Raw genomic sequence first — 17659 nt, 5'->3', positions numbered from 1 at the left:
TCACCTCGCCGTCGCGAGCTGCCCGCTGTCTGTGCCGAGCCGTGCCAGCGCCCGATAGGCGTCCATGTAGGAGGAAACCATGCGGTCGAGTGAAAAGCGCCGCCGCGCCTCGGCTCGGCAGGTCTCGGGGTCCAGGCTGGGTGCGGCAGCGATGGCTTCGGCCATCTCGTCGACATCCCCGACCAGATACCCGGTCTTGCCGTGCTCGACCACATCCGGCAGTGCGCCATTCGGGAAGGCCACCACGGGGGTGCCGCAGGCGAGCGCCTCCATTGCGACGAGCGAACTGGTCTCCGCGGCAAGGCTCGGGATGACTAGGCAGCGGGCTGTATTCAGCAGGCGCCGCTTGGCGACAAAGCCGAGCGGACCAAGGAAGCGGCGCCGGTCGTCCAGCCGGGGTTCGACCTCGTCGCGAAAATACGCTGTGTGCGTTTCATAGGGGTAGACCTTGCCACCGATGACCAGCGGCACGCTGGCCTTCTTGGCTGCGTCGAGCGCCAGATGGATGCCCTTTTCCGGGCAGACGCGGCTGAGCACGAGCGCAAAGTCGTGTTTGGCCTGCGGCTCGCTCAGCGCGTCGACGTCCACTCCGTTGGGAATCGGCCCAATCAGCCTGGCTCCCGGCGGCGCGGTTCTTTGCTGAGCCGCCGATACCGCATGCAGCCACAGATCCTCCCGCGCCGGATTGAGAGCGTCGGCCGGATACCAGTCGAGCGGCAAATGCAGGGTCACCAATGTCGGCCCGTCGCCCGGCAGATAGGCATCGAAATCGATACCGTGCAAATGGACCACCTCGATTGGCCAGCGAGCGCGCGCGGTGGCAATTGCGGCGCAATGAGCACGCTGCGCCCGGCGCTTGGCCGCTTCATCGAGCACGCCCGGTTCGGCCGGCGTCTCGATGAGGACACCCGCAGCGCTCGAGCCCTGGCAGCCGATCACGATCGAGCGGTGTCCGGCCTGTACGAGCGCCTGGTCGAGCATCGACAGCACCTGCTCGGCACCACCGACCGCATCCGGCCCGACCGGGGCGAGGGGATAGGCGACGTTGAGGATGGTGAGCGTCATGGCTGGAGGGCCGAAGCTCCTCACGCTGCGGAGGCGCGCAGCCTGCAGACCGAAGGGGCAGCGATGCTGCCGGCATATCGGCGCGTCATTGCCGCGCAGAAGTCGGCGAATTCCTCCGGCACCAGCGGCGGACTGCTGTGGTGCGGCATCATTCCGCGGTGTTCCGGCGTGAAGCAGAAAGTAACCGTCACGTCGAAGTCGGCCAAAGCCTCCATCTGCCGGTCGAACCAGTCAAGTGCGTTCGGCCTGAAGCTGTCGGCCCAGGAAAGCCCGGTACGCAGATTGGTGACGCCGAGGCGTTTCATCCAGGCAACGGCGTCGTCCAGCCGGTGATCTTCGAAATGGAACCACTGCACCAGTCCCATTGCCGGCGTGTGGTGAAGGAACTCCTCGAGCGCGGGCTTTGGCGTGCCGTCCTGGCGGAGCAGGCCCATGTAGAAATGGCGGTAGTAAGACGAGCCTTCCGCCTCGCGATGGCGTGTCGTCGCTTCCCACTCGCGCGGCAGGTCGTAGAGGCTGTACCATTGGATGCGCGGCGCGTTGCCGATCAGCAATTCCGCGGTCCGGCGCAGGCCCCAGACCTGTACCTCCTCGGCGCCGAAGGTCGATACGCCGACCTCGCTGACCCATACCGGAAGATCGGTGACAGCCGAAATCTCGCCGATCTTCTGCGGCCATTCGTGGATCTGCCAGAGGTTCCAGTCGAGCGGAAAGCCGTGCACGGCGACTGCGTCGACATGATCGAGCACGCCGAATTCCTTCATCCGTGTCATGAAGCCGGCATCGATCGGCGAGATGCCGCCAAGGACTTTGGTCAAGGCCGGATTCTCCAACGCGATCGCGTCGGCGGCCAGGATTGCCGTAGCGGCGAAGCGGCTCCAGTCGGGGTCGAGCTCGGGATCCCAGTGGGATTTGTTGTTGGGCTCGTTCCAGATCATCGCGGCTTCAATCATTTGTCGGTCCTTTCGACGGGTAGACGGCGCCGCCGCCGGCCGGCACGTCGCCGGTGCGGCAGAAATAGACCTCCTGCTCCGGTTGCAGCACGATCTCGAAGCCGGCGCTGCGCAGCATGGCTTCGGTGCAGGCGCGATTGGGAATCCACCAGTTGGTCGGGTCGTCGGCGTAACGATGCTCGATGAAATGTAGCTTTGGGAACTCCGGCCGGTCGAACAGGTCGTGGGTCCAGAAATGATAATTCTGCTCGAGCGCCGGCACGTTGGTGCTGCCGCGCTGCATCGACTGGAAGATCATCAGGTCCCGGGCGACGTGCTCCCGGATCAGATCGAGTGCGAGCAAGGGATGGCGCAAATGGTAGAGCACGCCCATGAACAGCACGATGTCGAACCGCTCATGCAGGGCGCCAACGTCGTAGACCGAGAGCTGCCGGAATTCGATGTCGCAGTCTGCTACCTCGGCGGCAAAGCGCGCCTGCGCCAGGTAAGCCTCATCGAAATCGATGCCAAGCACGCGGCCGGCGCCGCGGCGTTTCATCTCGATCGAATAGAAACCCGCATTGCAGCCTATGTCGAGCACCGCCTTGCCGGAAAGATCGGCGGGAATGGCGTCGGCGAATTTGCGCCATTTGATCAGCGGATAGTTGCCAAGGAAATGGTCGGGAGCGGTTTCGATGCCGGCCAGTTCCATATTGTGGAACCATGGGCCGAGCGCATCGATACGGCGGCGGATCTCGGCATCGGAATGCAGCATGGCTAGCCTCTTTCGCCTGTGAGGACAGGGACGTGCTGGTGGCCGGGCAGCGTAATGTCGACTTGATCGTCCCTGGTACCGGCGGCGCTTTCAAGCAGGCGAAGTGCGGTGCGGTAGCCGTTGAAGGTGCCGACGTCGACATAGGCGGTGCCAGCCTTGATGCCGCAGGCATCGCCTCCGGCGGCGAGATAGGCATTGACCAGCGTGCCGATATATTCGTCGCACCGGTCCCGTTCCCGCCACAGCGCGGCGAGCTGGTGAAGGGTGCGGCCGGGCATCTTGAACGCACCCCAGATCCAGTTCGATTGGGCATTCTGCTGCTTGACCTGGATTTGCTTCACCCGGCTGTCCTGGTCGACAACAACGGCGTCGAAGAACTCCGGCTGGTCCACCGGAAACAGCAGGAAGGACAGGCCGTCGTCCGGGAGGGCCAGGAAGCCGTCTTCGGGAAACCAGATCGTATCAGGCAACCCGACCAGAACGGTCTCATCGGCTGTGACGAGCGGTGCGGCACGGAAGATGGCGTCGCAAAGGCCGACCGGAGAGGGCTGCACCACAAACAGCGCAGTCGCGTCGGCATAGCCGGCAGAATAATATTCGAGGATATCCGACTTACCCGAGCCGATGACGAAGCAGATCTTGTCGGCCCCCGCGCGCACCATGCGGCGCACCAGGTATTCGCTGACCGCGCAAGGCCGTTCGGTGTTGCCGTCGATGCGGCTGCCGACCGGCAGAAGCTCCTTCGAAAAGCCGAGCGGCTGGATGCGGCTTCCCCGTCCGGCTGCGGGCACGATGCCCAACATCAAACTGCCTCCTTCAACGGCTCGCCATGCGTGGAGCCGTGCAGTGCATCGGACAGGATGCGGTCGAATTCCTTCGCGCGCCGTGCCGAGGTGTGTTCCTCCAGCACCCGCTCGCGCGCTCGACGGCGGATGGCGTCAAGCTCGGCGTCGGACAGGTCGAGCGCGGCGACCACGTCGTCGGTGCTGTTCGCCACGACGATCTCTTCGCCGGGCCGGAAAAAGGCCTCCAGTCCCGGCCATGTGTCGCTCACCATCGCGGCACCGCAAGCGGCGGCTTCGAACAGCCGGCCAGATGGGCACCAGCCCCTTTCTGCCATCGCCTCGCGGGTCACATTCAGAGTCAGCCGTGATGATGAAAAGAAGGCGGGGTGGTCGGCGGGCGGCAGGTGACGGACGAAGAAAATATTGTCGCTCCACGGGAATTCCTGCGGATATTGTGCGCCGCCAATGATGAAGCGGCGCTCCGGCAGGCGCGCAGCCGGACTGACCAGCAGCCTCTCGACCCCGGCCTGGCGGTCTGCCGCATAGGTCCCGAGATAGGAAAGGTCGCCGGCAAACTCCGGCCTGGGCGGAGCCGGCCGGTGTCGCTCTGGATCGACATGGCCGTAGAGCGGCATGACGTGGCGCGCACCCAGCATCGACCTCAATGCGTCGATCGCGGTTCCTCCCGTGTAGCTCAGCACGAGATCGAAATCGCGAAGCCCTTCCGGCCCGAAATAGGCCGGAGGCTCACCTTGTTCGATCCGCGCCAGCGTCACCGGCGTGTCCAGATCGTAGAACACCTTCAGTCCGCGGCAGGCCTGGTGGGCAAGGCGCGACGCGCTCACGGCATCGGGGCAATAGGAGGTGACGATGACGACATCGGCCTCACTCATCGCCTGCTCGGCAACGCTCTGGATGTCCTGCCAGTCCGGATAAAGGACAATGCTGCCGCCATCCAACTGATCGAGGTCGCGCGTCCCGGCATAATAGGGAGTGTTGCGTTCGAAGAAGGTGATGGACCAGCCCAGCCCGGCCATCGCCCGGATCAATCCGCGCCACAGTGTGGCGTGCCCATTGCCCCACGACGATGTCACGGTAAGACCGAAAATAGCCATACGCATCCGGCAATTCCTCGTCAGGCAGCTTCGTTGAGTCTGATCAGCTTCGACCCCCAGTCCCCCCAAACAACCGTGGTGATCGAGGCTGGGTCGATATCGAAGCGAAAGCAGTTCCCCAGCGACAGGCCGAGCACCTTGCACACGGCGGCCTTGATGACGTCGGCATGGCTGACCAGTGCGACGCCCTGGTTCTGGTAGGTGCCGCGGACCTGCTCGATCAATGAGACGACGCGTTGCTGCACGTCCAGCATGGTCTCGCCGCTCGGTGTTCTCGCCTGCTGACGCTGGTCGTTCCACACCCGCCAGTCGGCATCCTGGTTCAGCTCCTCGAAGGTCTTTCCCGACCAGGTGCCGAAGTCGATCTCATCGATCTCCTCGCGGATCGCGATTTCACCGGCATTGCAGGCGAGCGCGATCGGATTGGCAGTCTCCTGCGTGCGTTCGCGCGGGCTGCAGAAGATTGCCGCTATCGCCTCACGTGCCATGCGGTCTGCCAGATGCGAGGCCTGTGCCTTGCCGGCTTCGCCGAGGCAAACGCCGGCCATCCTTCCGGCAAGATAACAGCCGACATTGTCGTGCGCGGCGTGGCGCACCAGAAAGAACGTCGTCGTCATTCCGCGGCATCGAGCATCGGCTCGTCCTTGCCGGCGATAAAAGAGAGCGTGCGCTGGCGCGCTTCCGCGTCGGTGAACTGCTCGGGCGGCGATTTCATGAAATAGCTGCAGGGACCGGTCAGCGCGCCCGCGATACCGCGGTCGAGCGCCAGCTTGGCGCAACGCACCGCATCGATGACGACGCCGGCCGAATTGGGCGAATCCCACACTTCCAGCTTGAGCTCGGCATTGAGCGGTACGCCGCCGAAGGTCGTGCCTTCGACCCGGATATAGGCCCACTTGCGGTCGGTCAGCCACGGGACATGGTCGCTCGGCCCGACGTGAATGTTGCCGGGCTCCAGGGGAACGTCGATCTGGCTGGTGACGGATTGCGTCTTTGAGATCTTCTTCGATTCCAGCCGCTCGCGCTCCAGCATGTTGAGGAAGTCGGTGTTGCCGCCGAAATTGAGCTGGTAGGTGCGATCGATGCGCACGCCGCGCTCGCGGAACAGGTTGGCGAGCAGCCGGTGGACGATCGTCGCACCGACCTGGCTCTTGATGTCGTCGCCGATCAGCGGCAGGCCGTGCTGCTCGAAGCGCCGGCGCCACTCCGGCCGCGAGGCGATGAAGACGGGTATACAGTTGACCAAGGCACAGCCCGCCTCGAGCGCGCACTCGGCATAAAAGCGCGTTGCCTCCTCCGAACCGACAGGCAGATATGACACCAGGATTTCGGCGCCGCTTTCGGCGAGGATCTTGCTGATGTTGGCGACGGGTTCGTCGGCCTCCACGATCTCGTCACGCAGATATTTGCCGATGCCATCCAGCGTCGGTCCGCGTTCGACGCGGGCGCCGGTAGGCGCTACATTGGCAAAGCGGAAAGTATTGTTCGGCGCGCTGTAGATCGCGTCGGCCACATCGCGTCCGACCTTGCCCTTGGCGACGTCGAAAGCGCAGACCACTTCGATGTCCTTGACATGGTAGCCGCCAAGATCGGCATGCATCAGCCCGGGTATGGGCTCATTGCTTCTTGCGTCGCGGTAATAGGTGATGCCCTGAACAAGGGAGGAGGCGCAGTTGCCGACGCCGACTATTCCGATCCGAACTTTCTTCGATCCCACGAAACCGCTGCCTATGCTGTTGAAGGTAAGTTCTTCGTGCCAAACCGCCTGCCTCGCTGATTGTTCCTTGCCGGCTGCAAAAATCGTGCAACCGATGGTGGATCAAAGTAGCGCTCGCCGAGTTGTGCAGTGAGGCCAACCGGGACGGGACAATGATCGTCTATGGCGACCACAAGCGAATTGAGAGCGCGCGACATGTTCGCAGCTCGGCCTGCGAAGCGGCCGGGCACATTGCGGACATGCCCAGCGGGATCGAACGCCACGCAGCCCTGGTCGGCCTGTTCATCAAGACCTCGGAATTGGTCCAGGGCCTTGCCGATGCTGAATTCGAGGCCAACGGCATGGACAGGAATTCCCGACAGCGGATCGCGGGCGCAAATCTCCTGGTCGGCTTGGCCCGGGACGTGGGCAGATCGTGGAGGGCCGGATTCGCCGTCGACGGCCCGATCGATGCCGACGTGCCGCGAATGCTGGCCGAACTCGATTGCGACGGCGAAATCCTCATCGGCACGGCCGAGGGCTACGCCCATTACGCGCTCTATCCGGAAAGCTATTTGGTCGCCGCGCGGCAGTCGGGTCTCGATGCGAACACATGCGTAATCGGCATCCGCAGCATCGGCCTGGGGCTTGCAGCGATGGTGGCTGCAGCCATCGGCGCACAGGCACCCGTCGGTGTCCGTCCGATCGGTCATCCGTTTCGCAGGCGGCTTGCCGCCGATCCGGAACTGATCGGCGGCTGGAGGACAAGGCCATCGGCCCATTTCGCTGTCGTCGATGAGGGCCCGGGCCTGTCCGGCAGCTCGTTTCACGCCGTCGTCGCATGGCTGCAAGCGCTGGATATCGATGCCGGGCGCATCCATCTGTTCCCCAGCCATTCGGGTGGGCCGGGTCCCGAGGCATCGGCGGACATCCGTGAGGCATGGACGGTTTGCCAAAAACACACCGCGGATTTCGAACGGACTTTCCCCGCGGGATCCGCTCTGCCGGCGCTGCGGGATTGGGTGGCCAGGACGATCGGCCGCACAGCGGTCAGCCTGATGGAAATATCCGCCGGAGAGTGGCGTCGCTTGCATTATGGCTCGCAGGATCATTGGCCACCCGTCCACCGCGGCTTAGAGCGGCGAAAGTTTCTTGCTTCTGCGGGCCGGGAAAAATGGTCGGTCAAATTCGTCGGCCTCGGTGAAATCGGAATGCACAAGGCCGAGACTGCCAGGAGGCTGCATGACGCAGGCTTTGGCCCGGAAATTGCCGGGCTGTGCCATGGCTTTCTCGTCGAACGCTGGAGCGACGGTGCAACGCTGGAGCGGGCAAGGCATTCGAAACAAAAAATGGTCGCTCATCTGGCGCGCTATCTCGCCTGGCGCGCAGCCAATCTGCCCGCCTCCGGGCCGGGTGCCTCGCTGGAGGCGCTTGCCGACATGGCCGTGCGGAATACCAGCGAGGCGCTGGGCGAAAGCCGCGCGGCGGAGCTGCGGAACTGGTTCTCGAAACAGGCTTCACCAAAGACCATGCAGCGGGTCGAAATCGACGGGCGGCTTCATCCGTGGGAGTTCATCCTTTCGCGCGGCGGAACGCTGATCAAGACGGACGCCCTCGACCATTGCCGATCGCACGATCTGATCGGCTGCCAGGACATCGCCTGGGACATTGCCGGCGCCCGTGTCGAGTACAGCCTCTCCGACGCGGCGACTGCGGCACTGTGCAAAGCTGTCGAGGCGACTACGTCTCGTCCCGTCGATGCCAAACTGGTCCACTACTACGAGCCCTGCTATCTCGCCTTCCAGCTTGGCTTGTGGAGCATGGCTGAGCGATCGGGCGATGATCGGGAACAGATCCGGCTGGCGGCCGCGGCAAGACGTTACGCTGCCGCGCTGCTTCGTTTCCTGGAAAGCCAAGGCGACCTGCGGCCCTTCGAGCCCGATCAATCCAGCCGGCGCAGCATATCCGCTTCCTTTTCGAGGATGGCGGCTACCTCCTCGCGCTGAAGATGCGTCATCATCAGGCTCACACAACATTCCAGATAGGTGATAGAGGCGCGCCGCAGGAAGGCAGCCGTCTCCTTTGCGGCCATTTGTTCGATGTCTTTGGCGGATCGCTTCGGATGCACAGTCGTCTCCATGCCGGTACCTTGGCAGAACCAGAAGCTGGACGGGTTGTTCCCGCGACGAGAAAAAGTGACCAAATCCGAAACGACCGCGCGATCATACAGCGGCCAGACGCTCCTCGCCTCAGGCCGGCAGGTTTTGCAGCCGGCCTGATGCAGAACGCACGGTGGCGGCAATTCGACGTCTTCTGTCGATCATCTGCGCCGTCTCAAGCTCGGCAAAATAGCCGATCGTGTGCATCAAACCCTGCCTGAGCGGCACTTTTGGCGACCAGCCGAGAAGCTTTCTCGCGCGGGAAATGTCGGGTTGCCGACGACGAGGATCGTCTTGCGGCAGCGGCAGGAATTTCAGGCCCGATTTGGTTGCGGTCATGCCTCTCACCAGGCTCGCCAGTTGCAGGATGGTGAACTCCCCCGGATTGCCCAGATTAACCGGCTGGCGTGGATTGGGATCGACCTCCATCAGCCGGATCAAGCCGTCGACCAGATCGGAAACGTAGCAGAACGACCTGGTCTGCAGCCCGTCGCCGAATATCGTCAGCGGCCGTCTCTCGAGTGCCTGCATGATCAGATTGGAAACGATCCGTCCGTCCGCAGGGTCCATCCTGGGACCATAGGTGTTGAAGATGCGCGCGACACGGATATCGGCCTTTCCCATTCTCAAATAATCGAAGCATAAGGTTTCGGCGGTGCGCTTGCCTTCGTCATAGCAGGCGCGGGGCCCGATGCAGTTCACGTGGCCGACATAGTCTTCCTTCTGCGGATGCTGTTCGGGATCGCCGTAAATTTCGCTGGTGGACGCCTGCAGGAACCGGGCGCCATTGCGGGCGGCGAGCTCCAGCAGATTGAGCGTTCCGATGACGCAAGTCCGCGTCGTATGGACCGGGTCGGCCTGGTAACGCGGCGGCGAGGCCGCGCACGCCATGTTGAAGATGCGGTCAACCGGTTCGCCAAGCTCCAACGGTCGGCAAATGTCTTGCTTGATCAGCCGAAAATCCGGACGATCGGCGATCGATGCTATGTTCTCCATGCGGCCGGTAAGGAAATTGTCGACGCAGATCACGCGCCAGCCGGCCTGGAACATTGTCTCGCAAAGATGCGAACCGAGGAAACCTGCGCCGCCGGCGACAAGCACGGTCTTGGTCCGTTGCGCCTTTCTTGATAGCTGCATCTCTATCTTCTCCCGTCTGCGGGTCATGCTGCGCTCTCGACGTCCAGATCGAGAACAGAACCTGGCGATTTGGCCTGCGCCAGCAGCGAAACGAATTCGCGGGCTCTTGCGATGCTTGTGTGAGCTGCGAGGATGAGCACGCGCGCCTGCCTGGCCATGGCAAGCCGGGCGCCGTCGGATTCCCCGGACAGGATACCGACTACGTCCTCGGTCCTGCGAGCCGTGTGGATCGTCCGCTCTGGAAACAGGCTGTCCAGTCCGGCCCAGCTATCGCTGATGATCGCCGTGCCGCAGGCGGCTGCCTCGAAGAGGCGCACGCTGGGCGACCATCCGGCCGCGATCATGGAACTGCGCGTGACGTTCAACGTGTAGCGTTGGCGGCTGTAAAAGGCGGCGTGATCTGCCGGCGGCAGGTGTTCGATGCGATCCACATTGTCCGGCCAGGCGATTTCGCGCGGATATTGCGAGCCTGTCACGACGAAGCGGCGCTCTGGCATGCGACGCGCCGGTTCGAACAGCAGGGCCTCCAGCGTCGCCTGGCGGTCGGGGCTGTAGGTGCCGAGATAGCCGAGATCCCAGCGGATTGGATCACCGGTTCCGTGATGCCGTTCCGGGTCGACGGAGCAGTAGAGCGGCTCGGCCCGCCTCGCGCCGAATTCCGCCGTTAGACGGGCAAGCGTCGGCCCGCCGGTGAAGGAGAAGTAGACGTCGAAATACGGGACCTGCCGCCTGGCAATGTACTCGCAATCATCGGTCGAAAGCTTTGCCAGCGTGATCGGAGTGTCGATGTCGTAGAAGCAGAACTGACCCGTGCACAACGATGCCACGACGTCGATGATTTCAGGGCCTTCGGGAACGAAGGAGCCGACGACCACGATATCGGCATCGCGCAGGCAGCGCGCAAAATTGCGGCGAAGATCATCGATCGTTTCATAGTAGCGCAAGGCGCAGAAATCGGGATCGCGCAGATCCCGGTGACTTGCGTACCACGGCACGTCGCGTTCGAGAAAAGTGACGCGGTGGCCGAGTTCGTGGAGACCTTTAAGCAGCCCCCGAAAGGTGGTGGCATGGCCGTTTCCCCAGGATGAGGAGAGCGACAGGCCAAGAAAGACGATGTCGAGCGGCTTCGTCATTCGGCCGCCTCCACGGTCGGACGCTCGAAATGGCGCCTGAAGATGGCGTCGGCCAAAACGGCCCGTGTCGTATAGGTATGTTCGCCAAGTACCCGACGAAGCGCCGATGCCCCGATCGCCTTGGCCCGTTCGGCACTAAGGCTTTGCATGATCTCGGCGACGTCCTCGCCATCGCGCGCGACCAGGATTTCCTCGCCGGGTTTCAGGAACAGGTCGACGCCGAGCCAGGCGTCGGTGATGAGGCATGCGCCGGCGCCCGCCGCCTCAAAAACGCGCGTCGCAGGTGAAAAGCCATTGGCCGCCATGCTGTCGCGGCTGATGTTCAGCACCGCCTTGGCCGTGACGTTCAATGCATTGTGGTCGCGCGTGCCGACATGGCCGAGCCATCGGACATTGGCGGGCATCTGCTTGTCGCCCCAGCCCGATCCGCCGAGCAGGAAGCGCTGAACGGCGGAGCGGCCGGCCGGGTCGAGGAAGAAGGCCTCGACGCGCGCCTCGCGGTCCGGCAGCCGGTTGCCGAGAAAGGCGAGATCGCAGGCAAAGCGCATGTCCTTGCCGACCGGATGATGCGTTTCCGGATCGAGCGCGTTGTAGATCGGCACGCATTCGGCCGCCCCCATTGCCCGATAGGCCCAGACCACCGGGTCGCCGCCGCCATAGGTCAGCACGAGGTCGATTTCCTGCAGCGCGCGATGCAGCGGATGGTCGGGCTCGTCGCGCAACTGGCCAAGCGTCGCCGGCGCATCGACATCCCAGAATACGGTGAGCGCATCGGCACGGGCGTGATCGAGCACCGCCCGCAACAGTGCGTCGTCGGCGAAACCGACGCCGCTCGCCTTGACGACGATATCTGCCTCCGCCGCTCGCGCCGCCACCTGCATCATGGCATGCGGAGTGGCCTCGTAGACGACGACGGCACACCAGTCCGGCGCCTCGATGTCGCGGTTCTTCTGGCGATCGTAGACATCGGGCTCATAGAAGGTGATGTCGTAGCCGAGCCTGGCCAAGGCCTTGAGCAGCCCGCGGTAATAGGTGGCCGCGCCGTTCCAGTAGGACGACAGCAGGCTTGACCCGTAAAATGCGATCTTCATTCGGCGGCCTCCTTTGCAAGGATCGTGTCGGCGGCTTGGCGGCGCCCGCATTCGGCGAGCACGCCGAACAATTGATCCGCCCGGTGCCGGCATGTGTGCCGCAAGCGGATGGTCTCGAGGCCCGATGTCGCCAGAGAAGCGGCGAGGTCCGCGTCGTGCAGCACGGCGCGAAGATGACGCCGCATCTCGGAACCGTTGTTTGCAAACAGAAAATCTACGCCGGGCCTGAACAGGCATTCGACATCGGACCACGGCGCCGAAACGAGCGGGATGCCGCAGGCGAGCGCCTCGAACATGCGGATGGTCGGGATGCCGGGCAGGCTTTCGCGGTATGGACGCCGCGGGATGTGAACCGTGATGCGGTTCGCCGCGAACGCCTTCGGCACGTCGGCATTGGCGATCCAGCCTTCGCAGCGCAGGCCGGCGGCCGCAAGGTCGGCGAGCGCCTCCCGCGGATAGCGAACGCCGTGGACGGTTCCGCTCAGGCCGAGTTCACGCACCGGGCCGACCAGGAACTCCCTGATTTCGGCACTGCGCTCGTCGTCGCCCCAATTGCCGATCCAGATAAGGTCGGAACTACGCTCGATTTCAGGATGCGGCTGGAACAGGTGGTCATCGGCTGCCTCGTGCCAGGTGAAGACCCGCTTGCCCCATCCGGCGCGAAGATAGCTTTCCCGCAGCGCCTCGCCGAAGGCGAGCACGCCGTCGTAATGTTCAAGCCGCAAGGCGGAAATCGCTTGCGTGGCCGAGATAGCGCGATGGTGCGTGTCGTGGAACAGCAGCGTGAAACGGCCGCCAGTTGCTTTCGCCCTGCCCAGCCGCGCAACAAGGTCCGGCTCGGTCCACTCATGCACGATCACCACATCGGCGTCGGAGATCCAGGCTTCGTGGTCGAAAGCGGCATCGTAGGTCACCGGCATCAACTCGGGGAAGTCCTTCCGGAATCGCTCGATTGCGAAGGACCCTTTCTCGGCCAGCAGGTTCGACCGGCTCCAGCCGTCGGCGGGCTCCAGCGCGATAGCCTGGTGCCCGCGCGCGACCAGCTCACGCATGATGCCGCGCAGGAAATGTGCGTTGCCGTGGTTCCAGTCGGAAACGATCGAATGGGTGTAGAATAAAAATCGCATAATCAATTATCCGCCATGGTGGCCAGGGCCGCCTTGTCGTAGACGCCGCGCATGGCGGTCGCCTGTCTTGCCAATGAAAATCTGCGGCTTCGGCGAGCGGCTGCTTCACCGAGCTCTCGCCGGCGCTGCGCGTCGCTGCAAAGGCTGTTGACGCATCTGGCGAGATCGCCCGGATCGCGCGCGTCGAAGAACATGGCCGCCCCGTCCCACAATTCGCGATAGGTCGAGATATCCGCGAGCACCAAAGGCGTCTTCGACATCGCGGCTTCCAGCGTGGCCAGGCCGAACGGTTCGTAGAGCGACGGCGATACGAAAATGCCTGCCCGCGCCATCAGCGAGCGCACTTCCTCATGTGGCACCGGTCCGACGGGAACGGCGTGACTGAAGCCAACATGCTGGCCGTCCGGGCCTTGCAAGGAGCCGGCGACGAAGACCGGCCATTGCGTCAGGGAGGCGGCCTGGTCCAGCACCGCCGCATTCTTTCCTTCGTCCCACCAGCGCGCGGCGGCGAAAACCACCGATTCCCGTCTTTCGCTCTTCGCGCCGGGCCGCGCCCCGTTGCCGACGACGCTCAGGCGGGCGATCGGCCCGTAGCAGGTTTCGAGCATGTCGGCATGGCTGCGGCTGGGTGCAACGACAATGCCTGTTTTGTCGAAACCGCGCCGGTTGCGGTCCTTCTGCCAGGCCCATTCGCCGTCCGCCGCCTGTCCCTTGACGGCGTGGAACCATGTCACCACGCAGGAATGCGACACCGTCACGATCGGGCAGGGCACATCGAGCCCCGCGGCCTGCGTCGGCGCGTTGAGATGGACGATTTCGACGGCGTAGTCACGTATGAGCGGGTGCAGCTCCCGCTGCAATGTATCGAGGTCGTGCTCGTTGCGGGTCATCCAGTCGGGCGGCGTGTTGAGCCAGGTCAGCGCCGCGAATGACTGGGCCTCCTCCGCCTGCTGCCTGGACGGTTCCGGACCAAGCCCGGCAAGCACGACGCTGTCGCCGCCGGCGACCAATTGCCTGGCCAGATCGAGCGCATAGCGCCAGACGCCACCGACGGCATCGACGGTCATCAGTATGCGACGCGGCGGGCTCAGCGTCCGCAACATGTGGCCTCCAATTCAGCCAGCGGACGCGGACGCTTCTCCTGGATGTCGCTGAACGTTCGGAAGGATGCGAGGTAATGTTCATGCGCGCGCTCCCAGGCGAGATCGTCCGGCTCGCCCCAAAGTTCGCGGTAGCTCGGCGAACTCGGATAAGGATAGAGCGGCACCGGTTCGTTGGCCCAAACGCCGTTGTCGATCAGGTGCTTCCGCCAATAATCGACGAGCGCGGGATCGTCCTCGACCACGCCGATCAGATTGGCCTGCACGAACGGCACGTGGCGCCTTGCGTCGACCAGCAGCGCGGCCAGCTCCTCGGTGCCCAAACGGCAGCGTTTTGCCAGCATGGCGCGGCCTTCCACAGTCAGGCTTTCGAGGCCCGCCTCGATCGAGACGCAGCCGGCGGCACCGAGCAGCTTCAGCAATTCCGGCTTCCAGAGGTCAATACGGGTCTGCACGCCGAACTTCACATCGCGATCGACCAGCGCCTCCAGCAATGCCTTTTGCGGCAGGAAGATCTCGTCGATGAAGTAGATGTAGCCGACACCCTGTGCGATCAGCCGGTCGATCTCGGCGATCACTGCTTCGTGGTTCCGGCGGCGGTAGGCATCGCGGAAATCGATCTTGGCGCAGAAGCTGCAATTATACGGGCAGCCGCGCGACGCCTCGACCTCCGCGCCAAAGCCGACCTGGTTGTCGTCGAAGCGATGATGGTGGTGCGAATGCGCGGCAATCCAGTCCGACGGCCATTCGAGCGGCGGGTGATCGATGAACGAGCTCGCATGCACGCCGCCGTTCGAGACCAGTTCTCCATCCTCGAAATAGGCCGTGGACGGCACCGCGCTCCAGTCGTCGCGCCGGGCAAGTTCCGCGACCACTTCCTCGCATTCGCCGCGCACGACGATGTCGACGCCTAGCTTGCGCAAAGTCGGCGTCGGCGTCGCCGAGCCATGCGGCCCGACGGCGACGGTGCGACCGCCGCACCCGGCAAGATGATTGAGGAAATCGGCCGGCACCCGCAACTCGGGCGGTGCGCAGCGCCAGAACAGGTAGGTCGGCGCGGTGCTGACGACGGTCATGTCAGGCTCGAATGCGGCGACGCGATCGGCGAGCGCGGCGTTGTCGAGCTTCTGGATCTGCCCGTCCAGCATCAGCACCTCGTGGCCGGCGGCGTCGAGCAGCGCTTTCGAATAGCCGAGTTCGAGCGGCAGATGCGGCTGGCGGCAGCCGAAATAGATGCTGTCCTGGTACGTCCAGGACGGATTGACCAGAGCGACCCTCATGCCACGTACCTCGCCGGTTCGGGATGCGGGTCGAGGCGATGACGCTGCAGCCAGTCGGCGAGGTCGCGGATGCCGTTTTGCCACGGGACGTGCGCTTTCCATCCCAGCGCCGCCTCGATCGCGCGTGTGTCGGCGACGAAGAACGGTTGGTCGCCGGTGCGTTCGCGGTCGTAACGGATCGGAACGTCCCGTTTCGTTATGTCGCGAATCTCGTTCAGCAGCGTGCGCAGGCTGACGGCGTTTTGTGGTCCGCCGCCGAGATTGAATGCTTGGCCGCTGATTTCCTCGATCCGGTCGAGCACGGCGCGATAGGCCGCGACCGCGTCGGCAACGTGGAGGATGTCGCGCACCTGCTTGCCGTCGCCATAGATGGTGATCGGCCGGTCCGAGAAGGCGCTAAGCAGGAAGTGGGCGACCCAGCCCTGATCCTCCGTCCCGAACTGGCGCGGTCCATAGATGCAGCTCATGCGCAGCACCGCCGTCGGCAGGTCGTATGACTTGGCGTAGTCGAGGACATACTGGTCCGCCGCGCCCTTGGAGCAGCCATAGGGCGTGCAGAAATCGAGGCCGCGCGTCTCGTCGATGCCGTGCGCATGGATGGCCGCGTCGCGAGGCGCGTATCTGCCGTCCTCTTCGCGCATGGCGAGATCGGCAAGGCGGCCATAGACCTTGTTGGTGCTGGCGAAAACGACGGGGGTGCGCTTGCCGCTGCGGCGAGCGGCTTCCAGGACGTTGAACGTCCCGCGCAGGTTGACGTCGAAATCCTCGTCCGGTCGAACCAGGCTCGTGGTGACGGCGGTCTGCGCTGCAAAGTGGAAAACCGCCTTTGAACGCGCCACCAGCGGCGCGAGCGCCTCGGCGTCGCGGATATCGGCGATTTCGATGGTCAGGCGGCTGCCGTGCTTTTGCGTCAGCCATTCCAGGTTCTGCTCGACGCCGGGACGGCTCAGGTTGTCGATGACCAGCACCAGTTCGCCATCCGACAACAGGCTGTCGGCGAGGTTGGAGCCGATGAAGCCGCTGCCGCCGATAATGGCGATGGGCATTTCGCGAAAATCGGGTGACTCCGGTCTCATGATACCAGCCCTCGCGCTTCGAGTTCCCGCTTCATCTCGGCGCTGCGATCGATGGCGACCGTGTTGCGCACCCAGGCGACGAAATCGCCGAGCGAATGCTCCAGCCGGTACTGCGGCTGGAAGCCGAGCAGTTCGCGCGCCTTGGAGATGTCGGCAAAGCAATTGCGGATATCGCCGGAGCGTGCCTTGCCGAGGATTTCCGGCTGGCGGCCAGGCACGCCCATCGCTTCGGCGAGCAGCCGGGCGACATCGCTGACCGCGTAGGCTCGCCCGCTGCCGATGTTGATGACGTGGCCGCGTGCCTGCGGCTGTTCCAGCGCCAGCCGGAAGGCGCGGGCGACGTCGCGTACATGCACGAAATCGCGCTGCTGTTCGCCGTCCTCGAAGATCAGCGGCCGCTGGCCGTTGGCGATGCGCGAGGCGAAGTTCGCGAGGACGCCGGTATACGGGTTCGAGAGCGCCTGTCCGGCGCCGAAGACATTGAACAGGCGCAGCGCCACCGCATCGACCCCATAGGCTTCGCCGAAGATCAGTACGGCGCGTTCCTGGGCGTATTTCGTCAGCGCGTAAATTGAGGCGAGATCGACCGGTTTCTGTTCGTCGGTCGGCAGCGGCGACAGGACTTCACCTTCCGGGGACAGGGGATTCCATTGGCCGCTGCGGATATCGTCCGGCTGCCGTCTTGCATTGTCGATGCGCCGGCCGTCCGGCGTCGCATAGAGACCCTCGCCATAGACGCTCATCGACGAAGCAACGACGATCCGTTCGATCGGGCGTTTGATCAGCGCTTCCAGCAACGTGGCGGTGCCGAGGTCGTTGGCGCCGACATAGCGGGCGATCTCGTACATGGACTGGCCGACGCCCACTTCAGCCGCCAGGTGAATGATCGCGTCGACATCGTCGACCGCCTCTGAGATGGCGTCGCGATCGCGAACGTCGCCTTTGATCAGCTTGGCGCCTGGCGGCAGGCTGATTGCCTCGCCACCATGCACCTGGTCCAGCAGCGCATCGAGAATTGAAACCCCATAGCCATGTTCAACGAGTTCCTGGGCGACGTGGCGGCCGATAAAACCGCAGCCTCCCGTGACCAGTATACGTTTCACGACAACTCCTCATACGAATGGCTTTGCCGCCCCAAACTTCCGGGCGAAAGGTTTGTTCCCTTGCTTCAACAAAGTTCCCGGAACG

The 17659-nt window shown here is 63.9% G+C and carries 17 protein-coding genes; 1 reads left to right on the top strand and 16 read right to left on the bottom strand.

Annotated elements, in window-relative coordinates; translation table 11 throughout:
- Genes NKH04_RS08605 through NKH04_RS08575 form a run of 7 tightly spaced genes read right to left on the bottom strand, consistent with a single transcriptional unit; the run spans position 1 to position 6389 of the window.
- The gene (locus NKH04_RS08605; protein WP_352472871.1) at positions 1–1065 is read right to left on the bottom strand and encodes a glycosyltransferase family 4 protein; all 1065 of its coding nucleotides are present in this window, start codon (positions 1063–1065) and stop codon (positions 1–3) included.
- 20 nt (positions 1066–1085) lie between these two features.
- On the bottom strand, positions 1086–2018 hold the full coding sequence (locus NKH04_RS08600) for a glycoside hydrolase 5 family protein (RefSeq protein WP_352542039.1): 933 nt from the start codon (positions 2016–2018) through the stop codon (positions 1086–1088).
- Positions 2011–2772 carry a TIGR04290 family methyltransferase gene (locus NKH04_RS08595; protein ID WP_352472873.1) on the bottom strand — a complete coding sequence of 254 codons (762 nt, stop codon included), beginning with the start codon at positions 2770–2772 and terminating at the stop codon, positions 2011–2013. The genes NKH04_RS08600 and NKH04_RS08595 overlap by 8 nt, the downstream gene beginning before the upstream one ends.
- 2 nt (positions 2773–2774) lie before the next feature.
- The gene (locus NKH04_RS08590; RefSeq protein ID WP_353044238.1) at positions 2775–3575 is read right to left on the bottom strand and encodes a nucleotidyltransferase family protein; all 801 of its coding nucleotides are present in this window, start codon (positions 3573–3575) and stop codon (positions 2775–2777) included.
- The gene (locus NKH04_RS08585) at positions 3575–4678 is read right to left on the bottom strand and encodes a CgeB family protein (RefSeq protein ID WP_352472875.1); all 1104 of its coding nucleotides are present in this window, start codon (positions 4676–4678) and stop codon (positions 3575–3577) included. Before NKH04_RS08585 ends, NKH04_RS08590 begins: the two co-directional genes overlap by 1 nt.
- A gap of 14 nt (positions 4679–4692) precedes the next feature.
- Complete coding sequence (locus tag NKH04_RS08580; RefSeq protein ID WP_352472876.1) at positions 4693–5289, bottom strand: histidine phosphatase family protein; 597 nt, start codon at positions 5287–5289, stop codon at positions 4693–4695.
- Positions 5286–6389: an inositol-3-phosphate synthase gene (locus NKH04_RS08575; protein WP_352472877.1), complete on the bottom strand. Its 1104-nt coding sequence runs from the start codon at positions 6387–6389 to the stop codon at positions 5286–5288. Before NKH04_RS08575 ends, NKH04_RS08580 begins: the two co-directional genes overlap by 4 nt.
- Positions 6390–6628: 239 nt before the next feature.
- Here NKH04_RS08575 and NKH04_RS08570 point away from each other — a divergent pair, with 239 nt between their 5' ends.
- The gene (locus tag NKH04_RS08570) at positions 6629–8374 is read left to right on the top strand and encodes a hypothetical protein (protein WP_352472878.1); all 1746 of its coding nucleotides are present in this window, start codon (positions 6629–6631) and stop codon (positions 8372–8374) included.
- Here NKH04_RS08570 and NKH04_RS08565 read toward each other — a convergent pair.
- The 9 genes from NKH04_RS08565 to NKH04_RS08525 all read right to left on the bottom strand — a co-directional run bounded on the left by NKH04_RS08565 (position 8311) and on the right by NKH04_RS08525 (position 17574).
- Positions 8311–8508: a hypothetical protein gene (locus tag NKH04_RS08565; RefSeq protein ID WP_352542038.1), complete on the bottom strand. Its 198-nt coding sequence runs from the start codon at positions 8506–8508 to the stop codon at positions 8311–8313. The two genes, NKH04_RS08570 and NKH04_RS08565, sit on opposite strands and share 64 nt — an antisense overlap.
- Before the next feature lie 109 nt (positions 8509–8617).
- Entirely contained in the window at positions 8618–9664 is a 1047-nt protein-coding gene (locus NKH04_RS08560) for a UDP-glucuronic acid decarboxylase family protein (protein ID WP_352472879.1), read from the bottom strand.
- Between the two features lie 23 nt (positions 9665–9687).
- Positions 9688–10797 (bottom strand): CgeB family protein, encoded by a 1110-nt coding sequence (locus NKH04_RS08555; RefSeq protein WP_352472880.1) that lies wholly within the window; start codon positions 10795–10797, stop codon positions 9688–9690.
- Entirely contained in the window at positions 10794–11888 is a 1095-nt protein-coding gene (locus tag NKH04_RS08550; protein WP_353044237.1) for a CgeB family protein, read from the bottom strand. The genes NKH04_RS08555 and NKH04_RS08550 overlap by 4 nt, the downstream gene beginning before the upstream one ends.
- Positions 11885–13015, bottom strand: coding sequence for a CgeB family protein (locus tag NKH04_RS08545; protein ID WP_352472881.1), 1131 nt, complete (start codon positions 13013–13015; stop codon positions 11885–11887). The genes NKH04_RS08550 and NKH04_RS08545 overlap by 4 nt, the downstream gene beginning before the upstream one ends.
- Before the next feature lie 2 nt (positions 13016–13017).
- Positions 13018–14118: a glycosyltransferase family 4 protein gene (locus tag NKH04_RS08540; protein WP_352472882.1), complete on the bottom strand. Its 1101-nt coding sequence runs from the start codon at positions 14116–14118 to the stop codon at positions 13018–13020.
- The gene (locus NKH04_RS08535) at positions 14103–15395 is read right to left on the bottom strand and encodes a TIGR04295 family B12-binding domain-containing radical SAM protein (RefSeq protein ID WP_352472883.1); all 1293 of its coding nucleotides are present in this window, start codon (positions 15393–15395) and stop codon (positions 14103–14105) included. Before NKH04_RS08535 ends, NKH04_RS08540 begins: the two co-directional genes overlap by 16 nt.
- On the bottom strand, positions 15392–16471 hold the full coding sequence (locus NKH04_RS08530; protein WP_352472884.1) for an NAD-dependent epimerase/dehydratase family protein: 1080 nt from the start codon (positions 16469–16471) through the stop codon (positions 15392–15394). Before NKH04_RS08530 ends, NKH04_RS08535 begins: the two co-directional genes overlap by 4 nt.
- Complete coding sequence (locus tag NKH04_RS08525) at positions 16468–17574, bottom strand: NAD-dependent epimerase/dehydratase family protein (protein ID WP_352472885.1); 1107 nt, start codon at positions 17572–17574, stop codon at positions 16468–16470. Before NKH04_RS08525 ends, NKH04_RS08530 begins: the two co-directional genes overlap by 4 nt.
- Positions 17575–17659: the final 85 nt, after the last annotated feature.

The sequence above is a fragment of the Mesorhizobium sp. M1365 genome, assembly GCF_040317865.1.
Classification (GTDB): domain Bacteria; phylum Pseudomonadota; class Alphaproteobacteria; order Rhizobiales; family Rhizobiaceae; genus Mesorhizobium.
This window is presented reverse-complemented; position numbering and strand designations above follow the sequence as displayed.

What these genes read in the sequence shown, in the direction of transcription:
- NKH04_RS08605 (WP_352472871.1), bottom strand. Translation starts at nt 1,065, where the DNA reads ATGACGCTCACCATCCTCAACGTCGCCTATCCCCTCGCCCCGGTCGGG.
- NKH04_RS08600 (WP_352542039.1), bottom strand. Translation starts at nt 2,018, where the DNA reads ATGATTGAAGCCGCGATGATCTGGAACGAGCCCAACAACAAATCCCAC.
- NKH04_RS08595 (WP_352472873.1), bottom strand. Translation starts at nt 2,772, where the DNA reads ATGCTGCATTCCGATGCCGAGATCCGCCGCCGTATCGATGCGCTCGGC.
- NKH04_RS08590 (WP_353044238.1), bottom strand. Translation starts at nt 3,575, where the DNA reads ATGTTGGGCATCGTGCCCGCAGCCGGACGGGGAAGCCGCATCCAGCCG.
- NKH04_RS08585 (WP_352472875.1), bottom strand. Translation starts at nt 4,678, where the DNA reads ATGCGTATGGCTATTTTCGGTCTTACCGTGACATCGTCGTGGGGCAAT.
- NKH04_RS08580 (WP_352472876.1), bottom strand. Translation starts at nt 5,289, where the DNA reads ATGACGACGACGTTCTTTCTGGTGCGCCACGCCGCGCACGACAATGTC.
- NKH04_RS08570 (WP_352472878.1), top strand. Translation starts at nt 6,629, where the DNA reads ATGCCCAGCGGGATCGAACGCCACGCAGCCCTGGTCGGCCTGTTCATC.
- NKH04_RS08565 (WP_352542038.1), bottom strand. Translation starts at nt 8,508, where the DNA reads ATGGAGACGACTGTGCATCCGAAGCGATCCGCCAAAGACATCGAACAA.
- NKH04_RS08560 (WP_352472879.1), bottom strand. Translation starts at nt 9,664, where the DNA reads ATGCAGCTATCAAGAAAGGCGCAACGGACCAAGACCGTGCTTGTCGCC.
- NKH04_RS08555 (WP_352472880.1), bottom strand. Translation starts at nt 10,797, where the DNA reads ATGACGAAGCCGCTCGACATCGTCTTTCTTGGCCTGTCGCTCTCCTCA.
- NKH04_RS08550 (WP_353044237.1), bottom strand. Translation starts at nt 11,888, where the DNA reads ATGAAGATCGCATTTTACGGGTCAAGCCTGCTGTCGTCCTACTGGAAC.
- NKH04_RS08545 (WP_352472881.1), bottom strand. Translation starts at nt 13,015, where the DNA reads ATGCGATTTTTATTCTACACCCATTCGATCGTTTCCGACTGGAACCAC.
- NKH04_RS08540 (WP_352472882.1), bottom strand. Translation starts at nt 14,118, where the DNA reads ATGTTGCGGACGCTGAGCCCGCCGCGTCGCATACTGATGACCGTCGAT.
- NKH04_RS08535 (WP_352472883.1), bottom strand. Translation starts at nt 15,395, where the DNA reads ATGAGGGTCGCTCTGGTCAATCCGTCCTGGACGTACCAGGACAGCATC.
- NKH04_RS08530 (WP_352472884.1), bottom strand. Translation starts at nt 16,471, where the DNA reads ATGAGACCGGAGTCACCCGATTTTCGCGAAATGCCCATCGCCATTATC.